Source organism: Hahella sp. NBU794, assembly GCF_050749805.1.
Taxonomy (GTDB): domain Bacteria; phylum Pseudomonadota; class Gammaproteobacteria; order Pseudomonadales; family Oleiphilaceae; genus Hahella.
In genome coordinates this window covers 1,520,950-1,538,956 of record NZ_CP192738.1, presented here as the reverse complement: position 1 = coordinate 1,538,956, position 18,007 = coordinate 1,520,950, and the positions used below count along the sequence as shown (strand labels likewise).

Here is an 18,007-nt window from a genome sequence, read left to right as displayed (position 1 = left end):
CGCGAATTTCCTTGCGTTCACTTCTTGTGGCGTGAACGGTGTTTAGCGATTGCGGCTGCGATAACAGCCATCGTGTCGTTATTGTTATTCGGAGGCGGCGTGGGATTGCCTGCGGTGGGAGGGGGGACTACCTGAATTTCCGGCGCCAGGCGATTGACGACTTTCGACATCAAATTGGTTGCGCCGACCAGTATAGCCAGGAATACGAATACGAATCCCATTCCCGCTACCATCAGGGTGACCGCCTGCTGAAAAAGCTCATTCATATGATCGATACCTGTCTTTGATATACCAGCATGAAGACGCCAACGAAGAGGCATTCCATGTGCTTAAAGAACAAACGCAGGGCCGCTTCTCGGCGGCAAATCTTGCGTAAGATACCGATAAAACCAGGGGTGCGCAACCGTAAAACTTCGGTTTTCCCCTATTGACGAAAAATCCTAAAAAAACTGAGAACTCAACACCATAGCTTGAAAAACAATGATGCGCCGGTGAAGAAAAACGGCATTGACGAGAAGGAATTGAACTGGATCGAAAACTAAGAAGCTTGGTTCGTAGACATCTTATTTTGAAGCCGCGATTGGCTTCCTAACATCTACTGTTTTAGATACTGCAAAAACAGTTAAGAGATGGCGCGCTCGGGAGGATTCGAACCTCCGACCGCCTGGTTCGTAGCCAGGTACTCTATCCAGCTGAGCTACGAGCGCGCAACAAATTGACAACTTAAGGTTTTTAAATGGCGCGCTCGGGAGGATTCGAACCTCCGACCGCCTGGTTCGTAGCCAGGTACTCTATCCAGCTGAGCTACGAGCGCGCATCAAAAACTTAAAGTGGCGGAGAGAGAGGGATTCGAACCCTCGATGAGGTTTCCCCCATACGCCCTTAGCAGGGGCGCGCCTTCAGCCTCTCGGCCATCTCTCCGCAAAAGCGGGGCGTATAGTACCACAAAATTTTAAGAATGATAGTCCTTATTCAAAAAAAGTTTGTGGTACCGTCAATTAATCGTCCTGATGGTCCGACTCGCCAGCCTGAGCAGACTTCTCACGCTGGATACGCTGATAAATTTCTTCGCGGTGTACAGCTACTTCTTTCGGCGCATTAACGCCGATACGCACCTGATTACCCTTCACCCCCAGAACGGTAACGGTTACATCATCACCAACCATCAGAGTTTCGCCTACACGGCGGGTTAAGATTAGCATCTTATTCTCCTTAAAGAACGACCTATTCCAAAAAATGACCTAATTGTCGATTACTTGTAGATTTACTGCGCTCTACAAGCCCTTCGTCAACCTACTGCACTTTTTTATTATTATCGAGAATCCGATTTTTAAAAGGACGGTTAATAACCGTCGTTAAGAAATTGCGGATTCCGGTTGATCTTTTTCTATATTTACGTGCGACCTGCATCACACAGGTCGCCTATTTTAGTTATTTCCAGGCAAAAGCCAATGTTTTATCCAAAATTACGCCGGTTTTTCGCTCAATTCGAAAGCGCCGTGCAGGCTTCTAACCGCCAATTCCAGATATTTTTCATCGATCACGACAGAAACTTTGATCTCAGAAGTGGAGATCATTTGGATGTTGATGCCTTCTTTGGAAAGCGCTTCAAACATCGTGGTGGCGACGCCTGCATGAGAACGCATGCCAACGCCGACGATGGAGACTTTGGCGATCTTGCTATCCCCCTTCACCTCTCTGGCCTCAAGCTCCTTACAGAGCTTCTCAAGGATCGCTTTGGCCTTGTTGAAGTCATTGCGGTGCACAGTGAAAGTGAAGTCGGTGTGATTATCCTCACCCACGTTCTGCACGATCATATCCACCTCAATGTTAGCGTCGCTGATCGGTTTAAGGATCTTTGACGCCACGCCAGGGATATCCGGCACGCCGGATACGGTCAGTTTGGCTTCATCGCGGTTGAAAGCTATGCCCGATACTATGGGTTGCTCCATATTCTCATCATCCTCTGTTGTTATCAGCGTGCCCGGACCGTCTTCAAACGATGAAAGGACACGTAAGGGAACGTTATATTTGCCGGCGAACTCCACCGAGCGTATTTGCAAAACTTTGGAGCCCAGGCTCGCCATTTCCAGCATTTCCTCAAAGGTAATACTGTCGAGTCTGCGCGCGCTGTCCACGACGCGCGGATCAGTGGTGTAAACGCCATCCACGTCGGTATAAATCTGGCACTCATCCGCCTTTAACGCCGCCGCCAGAGCAACGCCGGTGGTATCCGAGCCGCCGCGGCCAAGCGTGGTGATATTGCCGCTCTCGTCTTCGCCCTGGAAGCCCGCGACGACAACCACACGACCTGCATCCAGATCAGCGCGAATATTGTTTTCGTCAATTTCAAGGATGCGGGCCTTAGTGTGGGCGTTATCCGTAAGAATGCGGACCTGTCCGCCAGTATATGAACGCGCTTCGCAGCCGCGCTTGTGCAGCGCCATACAAAGCAGCGCTATGGTCACTTGCTCGCCGGTGGAGACCAGAACGTCCAACTCTCTTGGAGTCGGCTCATCCATTATGTCCTTGGCCAGCCCGATCAGCCGGTTGGTTTCGCCGGACATCGCCGACACCACCACCACCAAGTCATGACCTTCTTCTCTAAACTTTTTTACTTTGTCCGCGACCTTCTCGATACGCTCCACGCTACCGACAGAAGTGCCTCCGAACTTTTGAACCAGTAGGGCCATAATGTTTCTATCTTTCCGTCTTAGTAATTACATTTTTTCGTCACACACTTCCCTTTGCTCGGGGCGTCGCCTAGGCGCGCCCGCATATTCTCCCTGCCTTCGTCTTTCGAATGCGCGGAATTAACCCAGTTGCTCTTCCACCCACGCATTAACAGAGGCTAACGCCGCATCAAGCTTATCCAGCTCCACGCCGCCGCCCTGGGCCATGTCCGGACGTCCGCCGCCTTTGCCGCCCAGTTGCTCAGCTACCATTTTCACCAGATCTCCGGCTTTTACTTTCGCAGATTCCGCTTTGGTGACGCCCGCCACCAAGGAAGCCTTACCATCTTCAACAGACGCCAGCAGCACAACCGCTTGCCCCAACTTGTTTTTCAATTGATCGACGGTATCCATCAACGCCTTGCGATCAACGCCATCTAACTTGGCGGCAAGCACTTTGAGGCCTTTTACCTCTACCGCAGAAGCAGCCAGATCGCTGCCCGCGGAACTAGCTAGTTTGGCTTTAACCTGGTCCACTTCTTTCTCTAATTGACGGGATCGTTCAATCAGAGCGCGGACTTTATCCGCCGCTGTTTCGCGATTGCCTTTAACCAGCGCGGCGATATCACGCAACAATGCATCACCGGACTGCACCCAGTTCTCCGCAGGCTGCCCCGTCAACGCCTCAATACGACGCACGCCAGCGGCTGTTCCCGCTTCGCTGGTAACGACAAACATACCGATATCGCCAGTGCGCTCGACGTGAGTGCCGCCACACAGTTCGATGGAGAAGTCGCTTTCGCCCATCGCCAGAACACGCACGGTATCGCCATACTTTTCACCGAACAGCGCCATAGCGCCACGTTCACGCGCAGCATCCATTCCCATAACTTCCGTTGAAACCGGCGTATTAGCGCGAATCTGTGCATTAACGATGGATTCCACCTGACGAATCTGCTCCTGCGTCATCGGCTCAAAGTGCGCGAAGTCAAAACGCAAACGCTCAGGGTCCACCAAGGAGCCTTTCTGGGCGACATGATCTCCCAATACTTTACGTAAAGCGGCATGTAATAAGTGCGTAGCAGAGTGATTGAGAGCCGTGGCTTTACGCTTGTGACGATCCACTTCCGCCGTTGCGGTTTGATCCGCTTTGATCTCACCTTCAGAGACCGCGCCAATATGCACAATCGCCGAACCTTCTTTTTTGGTGTCTTTAACGATAAAAACACCGGTATCGGTTTTCAGCACGCCGGTATCGCCCACCTGACCGCCCGACTCTGCGTAAAACGGCGTCTTATCCAGCACAACTACGCCTTGCTGACCAGCAGTCAGAGCGTCAGACTTATCTGAACCGGCGAACAAGGCCAGCACCTTATAGCTGCCAGCAAGCTCGGTGTAACCCGTGAATTCAGAGGACGCCTCTATGTTCAGACCAGCGTTGTAATCCATCCCAAAAGATCCTGCGTCACGCGCGCGCTTACGTTGAGCTTCCATCTCTACTTCGTAGCCGTCCATATCCATCGCCAAGCTTCTTTCTCTGGCGATATCGTTGGTCAGCTCCACCGGAAATCCATAGGTATCATAAAGAGTAAAGATCGTTTTACCTGGGATGATGGAGCCCTTGAGTTGCTCTAGCTCCTGTTCGAGCAAGCGCAAGCCCTTGTCCAAAGTTTTGGCGAACTGCTCTTCTTCCAATAGCAGTGTCTTTTCAATTTTGCTTTGAGAGGATTTCAGCTCTGGATAAGCATCTCCCATTAACGCCACGAGCTTAGCGACCAATTTATGCAAGAATGGCTCAGTCGCACCCACTTTGTTGCCGTAGCGTGCAGCGCGACGAATAATACGGCGCAATACGGAACCACGCCCGATATTCTCAGGCAACACGCCATCAGCGATCAGGAACGAGCTGGAACGAATATGGTCAGCGATAACCCGCAGCGCTGGCTCCTCTGTAGAGGCGCCGCCAAGCACCTTGGAAGCTTCGACTAACAGCTCCTGGAAAAGATCAATCTCGTAGTTGGAGTGCACGCCTTGCATCAAGGCAGAGATGCGCTCAAGGCCCATCCCTGTGTCCACAGACGGCTTGGGAAGCGGATGCATCTCGCCATCAGCGGTGCGATTGAACTGCATGAAAACCACGTTCCAGATTTCAATGAAGCGGTCGCCATCTTCATCCGGGCTGCCAGGAGGCCCACCCGCGATGTGCGGTCCGTGGTCGTAGAAAATTTCGGTACATGGGCCGCAGGGGCCGGTGTCGCCCATCTGCCAGAAGTTGTCCGACGCATAGGGCGCGCCCTTGTTATCGCCGATGCGTATAATGCGCTCTTTCGGCACGCCAATTTCATTGGCCCAGATATCGTAGGATTCGCCATCGGAGGCGTAAACCGTTACGGTCAACTTGCTCTTATCGATGTTGAGCCAGTCCGATGAAGTCAAGAATTCCCATGCGTAATTGATCGCTTCGCGCTTGAAGTAGTCGCCAAAGCTGAAGTTGCCCAGCATCTCGAAGAATGTGTGGTGACGAGCGGTATACCCGACATTCTCCAGGTCGTTGTGCTTGCCGCCTGCGCGCACGCACTTTTGCGAAGTGGTCGCCCGGTCATAATTACGCTTATCCTTGCCCAGAAACACGTCTTTGAACTGATTCATACCGGCGTTAGTGAACAGCAATGTAGGATCATCCGCCGGAACCAGCGAACTACTGGCGACAACTTCGTGCCCGTTACGCTGAAAATACTTTAAAAAGGCGCTGCGTATTTCTGAACTCTTCATACCTGTTCCGTTCTGGGTGATTTCGATAGTGAGACCCGCGCGATGACTGAATTGCGCGCAAAAGGCTGAGCTGCGTACTCTACCATAGAACCTGCGGGGTAAAAAACGGCCCTGTAGATTATGGAATGCGCAATTTTACATATAGAGATGAACGGTGGGGGGGCTTAAAACGCAAACGGCGCAGCTTGGTTAAACTGCGCCGTAGTAAAAGACGAATTTCGCTTAGGCGGACATGCGCTCCAGCAACTCTTTCGCGAAGTCCACGTACTGTGTCTGATAGGCGGGCGCCTCGTCCTGACGGGTTTGCAGCATCTGGCTCAGGAACTCATGCACCAGACGCGCCGGGTCAGCGAACATAGACGCTTTATTCAAGGAATCCGCCAACATATCACGGTGTTTCGCCAAAGACTGGAAGGCGTCGCCAGCGCCTTCAGTACGGCGGTAAGCGGTATCCACACGCTCATACTGCAGGCTGCGCATGTTGATGGCGTAATTGGCTATTTCACTGCCATCTACGTTCATATCCATTGCCGCGGAAAAGGCTGCGTCCATATCGCCGCCGAAGAAAGAGGCCGCAATCCCTTCAACTTGCTGCAGCATATCCGCCAGCGCATTCAATTCATCCTCATCCAGCTCGCCGTCAACGGAGAATTCAAAAGAGCCGACTCTGAAGCTGTTACTGGAGAACTGCATGGCTTCGCCATTTTCGCCGCGACGATAATTCAGCGAGGTTTGTGAGCCGGATGCTTCCACCATGCGAATGCGCACGTTATCGCCATCCTGAGTCTGCACGTTTATACCCACATTCGCGGCATAAAGAGATGACCGTCTGGCGGACAGCGCTTCTGCAATACCGCCAAGGCGCGATGGCGCATCGCCGCCAGTCTGAGAAGGGTCGGCGTCAGAATCTGAATTTGAGCCCTGAGAGCCGTTATACCCATCTGGAACGTAAATGACATCTGGCTCGCCATACCCATCAGGCACATAAATAACATCCGGCTCGCCGTATCCCGGTGGCACGTAGACCACGTCTGGCTCTTGCGTTTGAGGCTGAGGGTCAGTGGGACTGTCTGAAGGCAGATAACGCTCACGCAGTCCCGCCAAGCCATCCTGAATCAGCTGATATCCTGAATCGATATCTTCTTGCAGCTCATCCGTGATCAAGCCGCGAGCGTCCAATTCCTCCATCGCTTCTGCGTATCCGCGATCAACGCCTTCAGCGGCTTGAGCAAACAGGCTTTCCAGATCTTCCGGCGAGGCGCCGTTACGGGCGGCGTTTTCAATTCTCTTTTCTACAAAGCCCAGGACTTTGTTGGCGACATCTTGGGGAGTAGGGACTTGTGACTGATAAGAATCATTAGCGGGCTTTACCCCAAAGCTGGCGAGACGCCCAGACATCCTGGCTTCAAAAACTCGAACGGAAAAATCCCGACCGCCGCCACTTTGGCTATAGGAAACTTCTGTGCTGGAGTAACTGAAATCATATGCAGCGACATTGCCGCCCACGCCCTTGCCATGACGCATCTTCTCAGACGCTTCAGAGCCAGAACCATGATGAGAACCAGAAAGCAGATTATTTATCGCCGGCATTGCAAAGTGCATTTAAACGCCCTCCCCCAAACCTGTTTACGCCCTCCCCGTAAAGCCATTTTCAACGAGGGCAATATAGTTAGCGTCAGTTCCCGCGTTTTCTTTAGCGACTTTGCATTATTAAAAGTTAATTTCTAGGAATTTTTGGTTATGCTTGCAGGTAACCATTTGATTATCCAACAGCTATGACAGCCGCAACTTCCCCGACGACCAACAAATACAGATTCGCCTCAGCATTACGGCCATTCTCCCTGATCATCGCTGTCGCCTGCTGTAGTATCGCTTTCGCCCGCACATACTCTGACGCCAACTTCTCAACACTACTCTCTACACTGACTTTCACCGCTACATTGCTGGCACAGTGCGGAGTAAACCTCATCAATGACTGGAGCGATCAACGCCAGCCCGAGCTGCGCCTGAGTTCCGATCAAATTCACGCCATTCGTCATAATTTCACTCTGGGAATGGCGTGTTTCGCCTCCGCTGCGATTTTAGGAAGTGTCATTATGTTTATGAGAGGGCCGGTAATCGCCTTATTGGCCATAGCCGGCTTTGCGGGGTGCCTGGCGTATACCATTGAGCCCTTTAACCTGAAACGCCGGGGCTTGGGGTTAATATTGGTATTCGTATTGATGGGCCCGCTCCTGATTACTGGCGCGGGATTCAGCGCTACAGGAGTTTGGTCGCAAGCGCTGCTTTTGGACTCAATAGCTTTCGGCCCTCTAATTTCCCTGGTGTTAATGGCGAATGAAATCCGGGACATAGAAAAAGATCTGCGCCATGGCGATCGCACGCTTTCATCTATATTAGGGTTACCCCGCGCCAAATTGGCGTTTCTGTCTCTCCTGGGATTAACCGCCGCCGGGTATATCGCTTTGATTTCATTGGGCCACTTAAACTCTCCACTGTGGATGACAGGCTCGCTCGTTTTCGCCCTGCTCCTCGTGTATCGACTGCTGCAAATGCAAAGCGCCATGTCTCGCCGCAATCTGCCGCAATTGGCGGGAAGACTGACGGGCGTCACCGCACTGTGCCACATACTTTCCATTTGATCGCGCCGGGACAGAAAAAGTCACCTGTGGTATAGTCCCGCCGCAGTTTTCAGTCGCCTTGAGAGTCCTCATTTTTATGCTATCGAATCGCTTTCCGGAAGACCCCGCGCAACTCCAACCCGCTCCTTTGTGGCGCCGCCTCGCAGCCATGTTTTATGACGCCATTTTGCTGATTGCGGTATGGATGGTGACCACCATGATTTATATGCTTCTACGCGGAATGGTTATCGGTTCTGAAGCGATGCAGATGGAGGCTGACGCAGGTAAAAATATCGGCGACCCACTGCTTTCCAGCAGCCTGTTTCTGGCTACCTTCTTCTTTTTCGCCTACTTCTGGCGACGCATAGGGCAGACTCTCGGCATGCAGGTCTGGCGCATTCGCATTCAGAATCCGGACGGATTCAAGGTGAACTGGAGTCAGTGCCTGCTGCGCTTCTTTGGCGCCGCCGCCTCCGCCGTTTGTCTTGGATTGGGATATCTCTGGGTTCTTTGGGACAAAGAGAAACTGAGCTGGCATGATCGCTTCTCTTTGAGCAGAGTCGTTTATGTCCCCGCCAAGCCCTCCGAAAAGAAAAAAAAGAAGTAGATTTTCCTCTTTCACCAATTTTTCCAGTCATCCTGACTTTTCAACAATCCCCCATTTGTCCGATTATACCGTCGAAACGCCAATTTAACGAAAATATTCGGGCGCTCGACGGCGCTCTGAAATATGCCATAAAAACAAAAACATACAGAAATCAACAAACTCCAAAACAAGAGTGATTTAAAAATTTAACGACGAATCTATAGGTAATTTCCGCAATCAGAGCTTGGTTGACATTAAAATTCTTTTCGGATGGAATACGGAGGAACCGCTAGTTCAAAAAGCGTGATTTGTGATAATAACAACAGACAGAACAACAAGACTCAGTTCTAAAAACAAGAAAGTATCCTGTGCACGAGCAAGCACTATGGATCAAATAGAAGTTAAAGCGGTCTGGCTCATATGATGGTTACAGAACATTCCCAACACATTTGCGTACGCTTCTGCAGCTCGCTACTTATTGGGATCTGTATGTCCTACCTCGATGATTTCCTCGCCACTCGCCTATCCCTTAGCGAAGTCCTAGATGAGTAGCTTCTAAGAGACTACCCTGGCATGAAAGGCTCAAATGCCACATTCTATTCTCACAACATGCAAAGAATAGGTGGTAGCCGGAGCTAACTACTATTATTAAGTCGATTTGTCGGCATCGCCCACTCTCAACCGGAGGTTTACATGGCTGAAAAAGCCCCCCTGGTAGTCACAGACGTACATAAGAAGTTTAATGACCTGGAAGTCTTGAAAGGGGTTTCGCTTAGAGCCGTAAAAGGTGACGTAATCTCAATGATTGGTTCGTCAGGTTCAGGCAAAAGTACTTTTTTAAGATGCATCAACCTGCTTGAAATCCCTACCTCAGGTGAAATAGAAGTTCACGGCGAACAAATCACCTTCACCACCAGTCGAAACGGAGAACGCAAGCCTGCGGACATCAAGCAGGTGGAACGCATGCGGTCCCGACTGTCCATGGTATTTCAAAGTTTCAACCTCTGGTCGCACATGACCGTGCTGGAAAACATCGTTGAAGCGCCCATTCATGTGCTCGGCGTCCCCAAAAAAGAAGCCCTGGAAAGCGCAGAACGCTATCTTCAGAAGGTCGGTATCTGGGAGCGCCGCAATTACTATCCCGCACAAATGTCCGGCGGACAGCAACAGCGCGCCGCTATCGCCAGAGCGCTGGCGATGGAGCCGGACGTCATGCTGTTTGACGAACCCACCTCCGCGCTTGACCCAGAGTTGGTCGGCGAGGTGTTGAAAGTCATGCGTTCATTGGCGGAAGAAGGCCGCACCATGATTGTGGTGACCCACGAGATGGCTTTCGCCCGCGACGTTTCCAGCCAAGTGGTGTTTCTGCACCAAGGCAAAATCGAGGAGCAAGGCTCTCCTGATAAAGTATTCAACAACCCGGATTCCGAGCGGGTTCGACAGTTTTTGGCTCCGAAGTATTAATCCTATACAGGGCCAATTAAACCGTGCGCGACGTCCTTCGGTTCATCGCTGCACTTTCGCAGAAAATGGGGTTTAGAAAACGGTGGCCAAGCCATCAGTCTGATAATAAATGTTGAGGAAATTTCATGAAAAAGTTACTCATTACCTTGGTGTCCGTACTGGCTTTTTCGTCAGCCCAAGCTAAAGACTGGAAAGAAATCCGTATCGGCGTTGACGCAACCTATCCTCCCTTCGCCTCCAAAAACGCCGCTGGCGAACTGGAAGGCTTCGATATCGAAATCGGCAATGCGCTGTGCGCGGAAATGAAAGCGAAATGTGAATGGGTAGTGCAAGATTGGGACGGCATCATCCCTGCACTGCTGGCTCGTAAGTACGACGCCATCCTGTCATCCATGTCCATCACCGAAGAGCGTCGTGAAAAAGTTCTGTTCACCGACAAATACTACAACACGCCTTCCGGCTGGGTAGCCAAGAAAGGCGCGGGCATTGATCCTTCCGACATGAATCAGCTGAAAGGCAAATCCGTTGGCGTTCAGCGCGGCACCATTCAGGACACCTATGTCAGCGAAGAACTGAAAGACGTCGTCAACATCAAGCGTTACGCTGGCCAGGACGAAGCTTACCTGGATATGAAAGCTGGCCGTCTGGACCTGCTGTTCGTTGACGCACTGGCTGCCGATGGCGGCTTCCTGAAGAAAGAAGCGGGCAAAGAATTCGAATTCGCCGGCCCCATGATCACTGAACCCGTCCGTATCTTCGGCGAAGGCGCTGGCGTCGCTGTGCGTAAGCGCGATACCGACCTGGCTAACAAATTCAACGCCGCCATCAAGAAAATCCGTGGCAATGGCGTGTACAAGAAAATCAACGACAAGTACTTCGAAATCGACGTTTACGGCAAGTAAGCATCTTAAGGGAGGCTCCGGCCTCCCCTTACCATCAATCGATCAGGCGATTTTATGTTAGATCTGAAAGGTTACGGCCCCACTATCCTCAAAGGATCACTGGTTACCATAGAAGTAGCCATACTTTCTCTATTGCTCGCCTTGCTGTTGGGATTGTTGGGCGCAACCGCAAAACTATCCAGAAACCCGATTTCTAAAGCAGTAGGCACCGCTTACACCACCGTGATCAGGGGCGTGCCCGATCTGGTTCTGATGCTGCTAATTTTTTATGGCGGCCAGATAATGATGAACAGCCTTTCAGACTGGCTTTACGACCAGTTTGAAATTGACACTTACATCAACATCAACGCCTTCGTCGCCGGCGTGTTGACCATAGGTTTTATTTTTGGCGCCTATATGTCAGAAACATTTCGCGGCGCTTTTCTCGCCGTCGAACGGGGCCAAGTTGAAGCTGGCCTGGCTTACGGAATGAATCGCTGGCAGATTTTCAAACGTATTATGTTTCCGCAGATGATGCGTCACGCCCTTCCCGGTCTGGGCAACAACTGGCTGGTTATGCTGAAAACCACTGCGCTGGTTTCCGTCATTGGCATGGAGGATATGGTGCGAGCCGCCCATCAGGCTTCCGCCGCACTGCAAGCGCCATTCATGTTCTTTATTCCCGTTCTTTTAATATTCCTGGCGCTGACTTCCATTTCCGAGTTTTTCTTCAAAAAGCTGGAAACTCACTACCATGTTGATTCCAGGAGAGCTTCCCAGTGATCGAGACCCTTACCACCTGGCTCAACCAGAATAAAATTTTCAACGTCGGCACTCTGGAGTACTACGGGGATGGCTTGACGGTCACCGTGCAACTGGTCTTCCTGTCACTGCTGATTGGCTTGGTTATCGCCATTCCACTAGGCATATTGCGCACTAGCAAGAACCCCTGGGTAAGCAAGCCTATCTGGCTCTATACCTATATATTTAGAGGCACGCCACTGCTGATTCAGCTTTACCTGATCTATTACGGCTTGCCTGCGCTTCCCGGCGTGAAAGACTCTTTCATCTGGCCCTTGCTGGCCAACGCGTTTTACCCGGCCTTGCTCGCCTTCATTCTGAACACCGCTGCGTACACAACAGAAATCATTCGCGGCGCTATTCAGCAAACCCCTCAAGGGGAAATCGAAGCCGCCAAGGCTTACGGCATGTCCTGGTGGTTAAGCATGCGTCGCATCATTCTGCCTAACGCCTTCCGCCGGGCCCTGCCAGCGTATAGCAACGAAGTCATCTTTATGTTGCACGCCAGCGCCATCGCCAGCGTAGTGACGATTATCGACCTCACTGGCGCCGCCCGTTACATCTATTCCAAGTACTATGCGCCTTTCGAGGCCTTCACCTTTGTCGCCATGATTTACCTGTGCCTGACCTTCACCATCATTTATATCTTCAAGCGTCTGGAACACAAGCTCATGGCCCACTTGAGACCTGTAGGAAGCTGATTTGTCTATGAGCGCTTTATTCGCCCCTCACAAGGACTTCTTATCCGCCACGCTGGCTGACATCCCTGAGGGGCGGGAAGCGGCGCAAGAAAGGGAAGTCGTAGAAAATAACGGTGTGGTGTTCCGCCTCACCGGCCACGGCGCGCTAACCTGCGCGCCCTCCTCTCCCATCGGACCCAAGCTGGTCTTTTCCGCAGGCGTGCACGGCAACGAGACTGCGCCAATAGAAATCGTGAACGAAATCGTTTCCGAGCTATTGGAGGGAGTTCATCCTGTGCGCAGAGAGTGTCTTTTTCTCCTCGGAAATCCTCCCGCCATGAGAGCGCAGGAGCGCTTTATTGATATCAATCTCAATCGCCTTTTCAAGGAAAGCGCCACTACAGGCCCCGGATATGAGCCCAATCGGGCGGCGGAACTCATCGCACAGGTACAAGACTTTGTCCCTGCTGGAGAGTCCTGTTGGCACTATGACCTGCACACGGCAATTCGGGGTTCGCAAATCGAAAAGTTCGCCGTTTATCCATTCCTGCCAGCCCGACAGTGCCCCACTCTACAACTGAAGCTGCTAGCCGCCAGCGGAGTGGAAGCCGTCCTGCTGCAAAACAAACCCGCCGCGACATTTTCAGGTTGGAGCGCAGCAGAGTACGCCGCAGAGAGTTTCACAGTGGAGCTGGGCAAAGTGCATCCATTTGGTGAAAACGACTTGGCGGGACTCGCCAATCTTAAAAACCAGCTTCTGGCGTTGATCGCCGGTGACGACGCCGCGATCAAATCCCATAGCGGAAAGCTGCCTGAGCAGTATCAGGTCGTTGACGAAATCATTAATACAGGCAAGAACTTCCAGCTAAACATCGCGGAAGACACCCCCAACTTCACTGAGCTGGAGGTGGGTTATTCAGTTTGGAAGGATGAGGAGACGGAGTACGTTGTTTCCGGCAGCCCTGTGCGCATAGTCTTCCCTAACTCCAAGGTAGGACCCGGTCAACGCGCGGGGCTGTTAGTCAGGCCTTTGCCTGCAATGTTACTGAGCTGATTCAGCGGGTTGATCCCGCTTGCCTACCGGCTTGTTGCGCACCGGCAGCGTAAAATAAAAAGTGCTGCCGCCGCTTTCTCCCGGCCTGAAGCCAATTTCGCCGCCATGAGAATGAATGATGGACTGGCATAATGTCAGACCGATCCCCATCCCTGACTTTTTCGTGGTGAAGAAAGGGCTGAACAAGTTGTTCTGATGCTCTTCCGCGACGCCAGGTCCTTCATCCGTCACTTCGAACAAAATCCCCTTGCCATTGGCCTGAGCGACTTTGAACTTAACAGCGCCGCGCATATTCGCGTGCCCCATCGCCTCCATGCCGTTACGCAACAGATTCAAGGCCACCTGCTGCACCTGCACCGGCTCAATATAGAGTTCCGGCAATGAGGGCTCAATATTCGCTCGCAACTCAATACCGTGCTCTTTGGCCTCTATTTCCGCCAGCTCCAGGATGTCTCTCGCAAGCGCGTTGGCGGACAACATTTCTTTGCCCTGCAAAGGCTTCTTAACGAAATCCCGAATATGCTGAATAACCTGACTGGCGCGCAGGCACTGACTTTCTATCTTCTTCAGAGTTTCGTCCATCAGCGCCTTGTCCAACTGCTCCGCCTTAGCAATACGGTTGGCGACACGGATGTAATTGACGATGGCGGTAAGAGGCTGATTCACTTCATGAGCAATGCCCGCCGCCATCTCTCCCATCATACTCAGGCGAGAGATATGCGCGAGCTGGGAACGTTGCGCTTCAGCGCTTTGCCGTGCGGCCTCCAGCTCTTCAGCCTGCTTGATCTCATCCGTCGTGTCATGAAATACCACAACGGCATGAGTAGCATGATCGTCCCGCGCCGTCGGCGTAACCGTAAAGGCGACGGGATAGACAGAGCCATCCGGACGCGTAAACAAAGCGTTTCCGATGCGCAACGCCTCATTTTTACTTAATACGCGCTGTAGACGCTCAGTCATCCGATCCAAATCGAATGCGTTCTCACCCTCGGGGTTTTCCGCCTGACTGAAATGCAATTGCACGAACGAACGCCCGAGAAGGCTGTCTTCGTCGCACGCATTCATGCGTCCCGCCGCCGAGTTGGCGAAAATGATTTCACCGCGACGACTCAGCCCGTATATGCCCTCGCTCATGGCGGACAGGATACTCGCCTTGTCAATCTGCAGCTCGCGATTACGGGCTTCCAGCTGCTGTTCCAGGCGATGGATCTTCAGGTGGGTTTCCACCCTTGCGATCACTTCTTTGACCTGGAACGGTTTGGAAATGTAGTCCACGCCGCCGGCATCGAAGCCCATCACTTTGGAGTCCGTGTCATCCAGCGCAGAAAGAAAAATAATCGAAGAGGATGCAGTGGCCGGGTCCTGCTTCAAGGTGCGACACACCTCGAAGCCATCCATGCCAGGCATCATGACATCAAGAAGAATCAAGTCAGGGTGGGATTTACGAACGATGCTAAGCGCTTTTTCGCCGCTATCCGCCACTAACAGCTTATAGCCGCGGCCATCCAACGTTTCATAAAGGATTTTCAGGTTAGCCGGATTATCATCCACCAGCAGAATCTGGTCCTGTCTGGATAGCTTGGATACTGCTTTGTTATCTACCGTCGCCATGCTCCACCGAGAAAAATGCCGGAACTTGCGACTATAGACAGCCGTATCATCCCGTTTAATACGCGATAACCCTTACAGACTCGAGGCGACTTTCACCCCAGGGAAAGCTGCGGCGGATGCCGCAGAAATCAGCTTCTTGCGGCCAGCACCATCTGCACCAACTGCGCCAGAGAATGCGTTCCCATCTTCTGCATGACACGAGAGCGGTGGATTTCCACGGTTCTCTGGCTGATGTTCAGTTCAATGGCGATTACTTTATTAGCGTTGCCTTCAATCATCATTTCCATGATTTCCAGCTCGCGCGGAGTCAAAGACTCTATCTTCTGACGCAACTTCTCTTTGTGACGCAGCGCTTCTTTCTGTTCAGCGTCCATCGCCAAAGCGCCTTTCACCTTCTCCAACAAATCTTCTTCTCGGTATGGCTTCTGCACAAAGTCCACAGCTCCCAGCTTCATCGCCTCCACAGCCATAGCCACATCGCCATGCCCGGTTACGAATATCACTGGCAGGGCGCACCCCAGCTCAAGCAGCTTTTTGTGCAGCTCCATGCCTGTCATGCCAGGCATACGGATGTCCAGAACCAGACAGCCATTCAGATCGGCGACTTCCTCTTCCAGGAAGCTTTGGGCGCTGGAATACCCTTTGGTACTGTAACCTTCCGCCCGCAACAGGAGCAGCAGAGAGTCGCGAACAGCTTCGTCGTCCTCGACCACATAGACTATCTGGTTCATTACATTCATCTTGGCTAATTACCTATTTTTCTTGCAGGTTCTTGTTGCTCATCATTTTAGGTTCCGACGCCAGCAACAACGCCGGATCGAGCCTGGTCTGAAACCAGTTTATCCGCCAGTCCAGATGCGGCCCTGTGGCCCGCCCGGTAGAACCGACTTTGGCGATTTCCTGTCCCTGTTCCACTTTGTCGCCCACTTTCACCAGAATCTTATCCAGATGAATAAAGGTGGAAGACACGCCATAACCGTGATCAATCACCAGGGTTCCCCCTGAAAAAAACATATCCGGGTGCGTGAGCGTTACTTCTCCCGAAGCTGGCGCAATCACGGAAGCGCCTCGCGGCGCAGCGATATCCAAACCATAGTGCGGGCGACGCGGTTCACCGTTGAAATAACGCTGACTGCCATACACTCCCGTAATCGGCCCTTTCGCAGGACAAATAAATCCCTGTAAAAAATAGTTTAGTCGGGAATCGCGTCCCCGCGCACGGGCTACTTGAGCGTTTTCCTCCCGAATGCGCTTCAAATCGTTCGGGTCAGGCTCCATCATCTTCTTGGGAATGCCCTCGATATACTGTATGTCGTAATCTCTGGCGGAGATAGTGACGGGTTGCGTCCATTCCTGTCCATCCGCCAAACGGACCTTCAGGCTATGGCTTAATTCGTCATCGCGCTCAAAACCAAACACGAAATGACCATCTTTCGTCAGTTCAAGCTTATGGTCGTCATACCAGACCTGAGCATCAGCAGAGATTTGGCCGACGACCAGACCACCCTGGGTTAAGTCACCCTTGAGTTCAATAGGAGACGCCGCCCAAACACGGGCGCAGAGAGTAAGAGAAAGAAGAAGCATCCAATGCGGAAGGCTTCGCAGTAGTCTGATTAACATCATTTTTAACGATAAGACCGCGCGCAAAACAAATGGCGAACCACTTTGTGGTATTCTCATTATCATAGCCGTTAGTGGAAGCGGGTAAAACCGTTTATCCGCCCGATAGCTGACAAATGTAAGCGGAGGCAGGCGTTTCTAACCTGATTTTAATGATGGCCCAACTCCAACCGCCCCCAAATCATCCCACTCGCTATTGGCATCAGCTGGATGACGGCCGCATTCAGTGCGATATCTGCCCTCGCGCCTGCAAACTACATGAAGGACAACAAGGCTTATGCTTTGTGAGAGCGCGAGAGAATGACGCCATCGTGCTCACCAGCTATGGTCGCTCCAGCGGTTTTTGTATCGACCCTATAGAAAAGAAACCGTTGAATCACTTTCTGCCGGGCACGCCCGTGCTGTCTTTTGGCACCGCTGGTTGCAATCTCGCCTGTAAATTCTGTCAAAACTGGGACATGAGCAAATCCAGAGAAATGGATACTCTCGCGGCCACCGCCATGCCGCAACAACTGGCCGAGTCAGCCCTGCATTACGGCTGCCGCAGCATCGCCTTCACTTATAACGACCCCGTGATTTTTCACGAATACGCAATTGATGTGGCCCAAGCCTGTCATGAGGTCGGCGTAAAGTCTGTCGCCGTGACGGCCGGCTTTATGTGCCCGGAGCCCCGCAAGGAATTTTATCGCTACATGGACGCCGCCAATGTTGACCTGAAAGCCTTCACCGAACGCTTCTACCATAAAATTTGCGGTGCGCACCTGGCGGAGGTTTTAGACACACTGATCTACCTGAAGCAGGAGACATCAGTTTGGTTCGAAATCACCACGTTACTGATTCCAGATGAAAATGACTCCTCTCAAGAATTGGAGGACATGACCCAATGGGTGGTGGAACACCTCGGCCCAGACGTTCCCATGCATTTCTCCGCCTTCCATCCAGATTGGAAGATGCAGGACAAACCCCACACGCCACCGGAAACGCTCACTCGCGCCCGGGATATCGCCATGAAAAACGGCGTACGCTATGCATATACCGGCAACGTTCATGATAGCCAAGGCGGCAGCACATGGTGCGCCAACTGTGGAGAGTTACTGATAGAACGCGACTGGTATCGCCTCGGTAAATGGGGTTTAAATAAGCACGGGGAATGCGCCCATTGTGGAGCCGTCTTACCGGGTGTATTTGAATCACATCCCGGCAACTGGGGCCCCCGACGCCAACCCGTAAGGATTAACTAGAACG

16 protein-coding genes and 3 tRNA genes are annotated in these 18,007 nt (G+C 52.1%); 8 read left to right on the top strand and 11 right to left on the bottom strand.

Annotated features, from left to right (window positions below; genetic code table 11):
- Positions 1-17: 17 nt before the first annotated feature.
- From ACQYWX_RS06950 to ACQYWX_RS06915, 8 genes are all read right to left on the bottom strand, one after another.
- A complete protein-coding gene (locus ACQYWX_RS06950) occupies positions 18-266 on the bottom strand; it encodes an OadG family protein (protein WP_127969085.1) in 249 nt (82 codons plus the stop codon).
- Positions 267-630: 364 nt separating this feature from the next.
- A tRNA-Arg gene (locus tag ACQYWX_RS06945) sits at positions 631-707 on the bottom strand.
- Positions 708-737: 30 nt separating this feature from the next.
- Positions 738-814 (bottom strand) — tRNA-Arg (locus ACQYWX_RS06940).
- Positions 815-831: 17 nt separating this feature from the next.
- Positions 832-921, bottom strand: a tRNA-Ser gene (locus tag ACQYWX_RS06935).
- Between the two features lie 77 nt (positions 922-998).
- A complete protein-coding gene (gene csrA, locus ACQYWX_RS06930) occupies positions 999-1,202 on the bottom strand; it encodes a carbon storage regulator CsrA (RefSeq protein WP_011398946.1) in 204 nt (67 codons plus the stop codon).
- 264 nt (positions 1,203-1,466) lie between these two features.
- A complete protein-coding gene (locus ACQYWX_RS06925; protein WP_216734967.1) occupies positions 1,467-2,693 on the bottom strand; it encodes an aspartate kinase in 1,227 nt (408 codons plus the stop codon).
- A 120-nt stretch (positions 2,694-2,813) separates the two neighbouring features.
- A complete protein-coding gene (gene alaS, locus ACQYWX_RS06920; RefSeq protein WP_431688320.1) occupies positions 2,814-5,444 on the bottom strand; it encodes an alanine--tRNA ligase in 2,631 nt (876 codons plus the stop codon).
- A 222-nt stretch (positions 5,445-5,666) separates the two neighbouring features.
- Entirely contained in the window at positions 5,667-7,046 is a 1,380-nt protein-coding gene (locus tag ACQYWX_RS06915) for a DUF5610 domain-containing protein (RefSeq protein WP_431688319.1), read from the bottom strand.
- 173 nt (positions 7,047-7,219) lie between these two features.
- Here ACQYWX_RS06915 and ACQYWX_RS06910 point away from each other — a divergent pair, with 173 nt between their 5' ends.
- The 7 genes from ACQYWX_RS06910 (at position 7,220) to astE (ending at position 13,531) form a co-directional block, all read left to right on the top strand.
- On the top strand, positions 7,220-8,086 hold the full coding sequence (locus ACQYWX_RS06910) for a prenyltransferase (RefSeq protein ID WP_431688318.1): 867 nt from the start codon (positions 7,220-7,222) through the stop codon (positions 8,084-8,086).
- A 76-nt stretch (positions 8,087-8,162) separates the two neighbouring features.
- Entirely contained in the window at positions 8,163-8,672 is a 510-nt protein-coding gene (locus tag ACQYWX_RS06905) for an RDD family protein (RefSeq protein ID WP_216734971.1), read from the top strand.
- Positions 8,673-9,344: 672 nt separating this feature from the next.
- On the top strand, positions 9,345-10,115 hold the full coding sequence (locus ACQYWX_RS06900) for an ABC transporter ATP-binding protein (protein WP_216734972.1): 771 nt from the start codon (positions 9,345-9,347) through the stop codon (positions 10,113-10,115).
- Between the two features lie 125 nt (positions 10,116-10,240).
- Entirely contained in the window at positions 10,241-11,017 is a 777-nt protein-coding gene (locus ACQYWX_RS06895) for an ABC transporter substrate-binding protein (RefSeq protein WP_279503204.1), read from the top strand.
- 54 nt (positions 11,018-11,071) lie between these two features.
- Positions 11,072-11,779, top strand: coding sequence for an ABC transporter permease (locus ACQYWX_RS06890; RefSeq protein ID WP_216734974.1), 708 nt, complete (start codon positions 11,072-11,074; stop codon positions 11,777-11,779).
- Positions 11,779-12,498, top strand: coding sequence for an ABC transporter permease (locus tag ACQYWX_RS06885; RefSeq protein WP_431689501.1), 720 nt, complete (start codon positions 11,779-11,781; stop codon positions 12,496-12,498). The genes ACQYWX_RS06890 and ACQYWX_RS06885 overlap by 1 nt, the downstream gene beginning before the upstream one ends.
- Positions 12,499-12,505: 7 nt before the next feature.
- Positions 12,506-13,531, top strand: coding sequence for a succinylglutamate desuccinylase (gene astE, locus ACQYWX_RS06880; protein WP_431688317.1), 1,026 nt, complete (start codon positions 12,506-12,508; stop codon positions 13,529-13,531).
- On the opposite strand, the gene ACQYWX_RS06875 is transcribed toward astE, so the two are convergent.
- The 3 genes from ACQYWX_RS06875 to ACQYWX_RS06865 form a co-directional block, all read right to left on the bottom strand.
- Positions 13,520-15,142 carry an ATP-binding response regulator gene (locus ACQYWX_RS06875; protein WP_431688316.1) on the bottom strand — a complete coding sequence of 541 codons (1,623 nt, stop codon included), beginning with the start codon at positions 15,140-15,142 and terminating at the stop codon, positions 13,520-13,522. The two genes, astE and ACQYWX_RS06875, sit on opposite strands and share 12 nt — an antisense overlap.
- A 128-nt stretch (positions 15,143-15,270) precedes the next feature.
- Positions 15,271-15,873, bottom strand: a complete 603-nt coding sequence (locus ACQYWX_RS06870; protein WP_241567000.1) for a response regulator transcription factor — start codon at positions 15,871-15,873, stop codon at positions 15,271-15,273.
- Positions 15,874-15,895: 22 nt separating this feature from the next.
- Positions 15,896-16,726, bottom strand: a complete 831-nt coding sequence (locus ACQYWX_RS06865) for a M23 family metallopeptidase (RefSeq protein WP_431688315.1) — start codon at positions 16,724-16,726, stop codon at positions 15,896-15,898.
- 188 nt (positions 16,727-16,914) lie between these two features.
- On the opposite strand from ACQYWX_RS06865, the gene amrS reads away from it, so the two are divergent.
- Positions 16,915-18,003, top strand: coding sequence for an AmmeMemoRadiSam system radical SAM enzyme (amrS, locus tag ACQYWX_RS06860; RefSeq protein ID WP_431688314.1), 1,089 nt, complete (start codon positions 16,915-16,917; stop codon positions 18,001-18,003).
- The last annotated feature ends 4 nt before the right edge of the window (positions 18,004-18,007 follow it).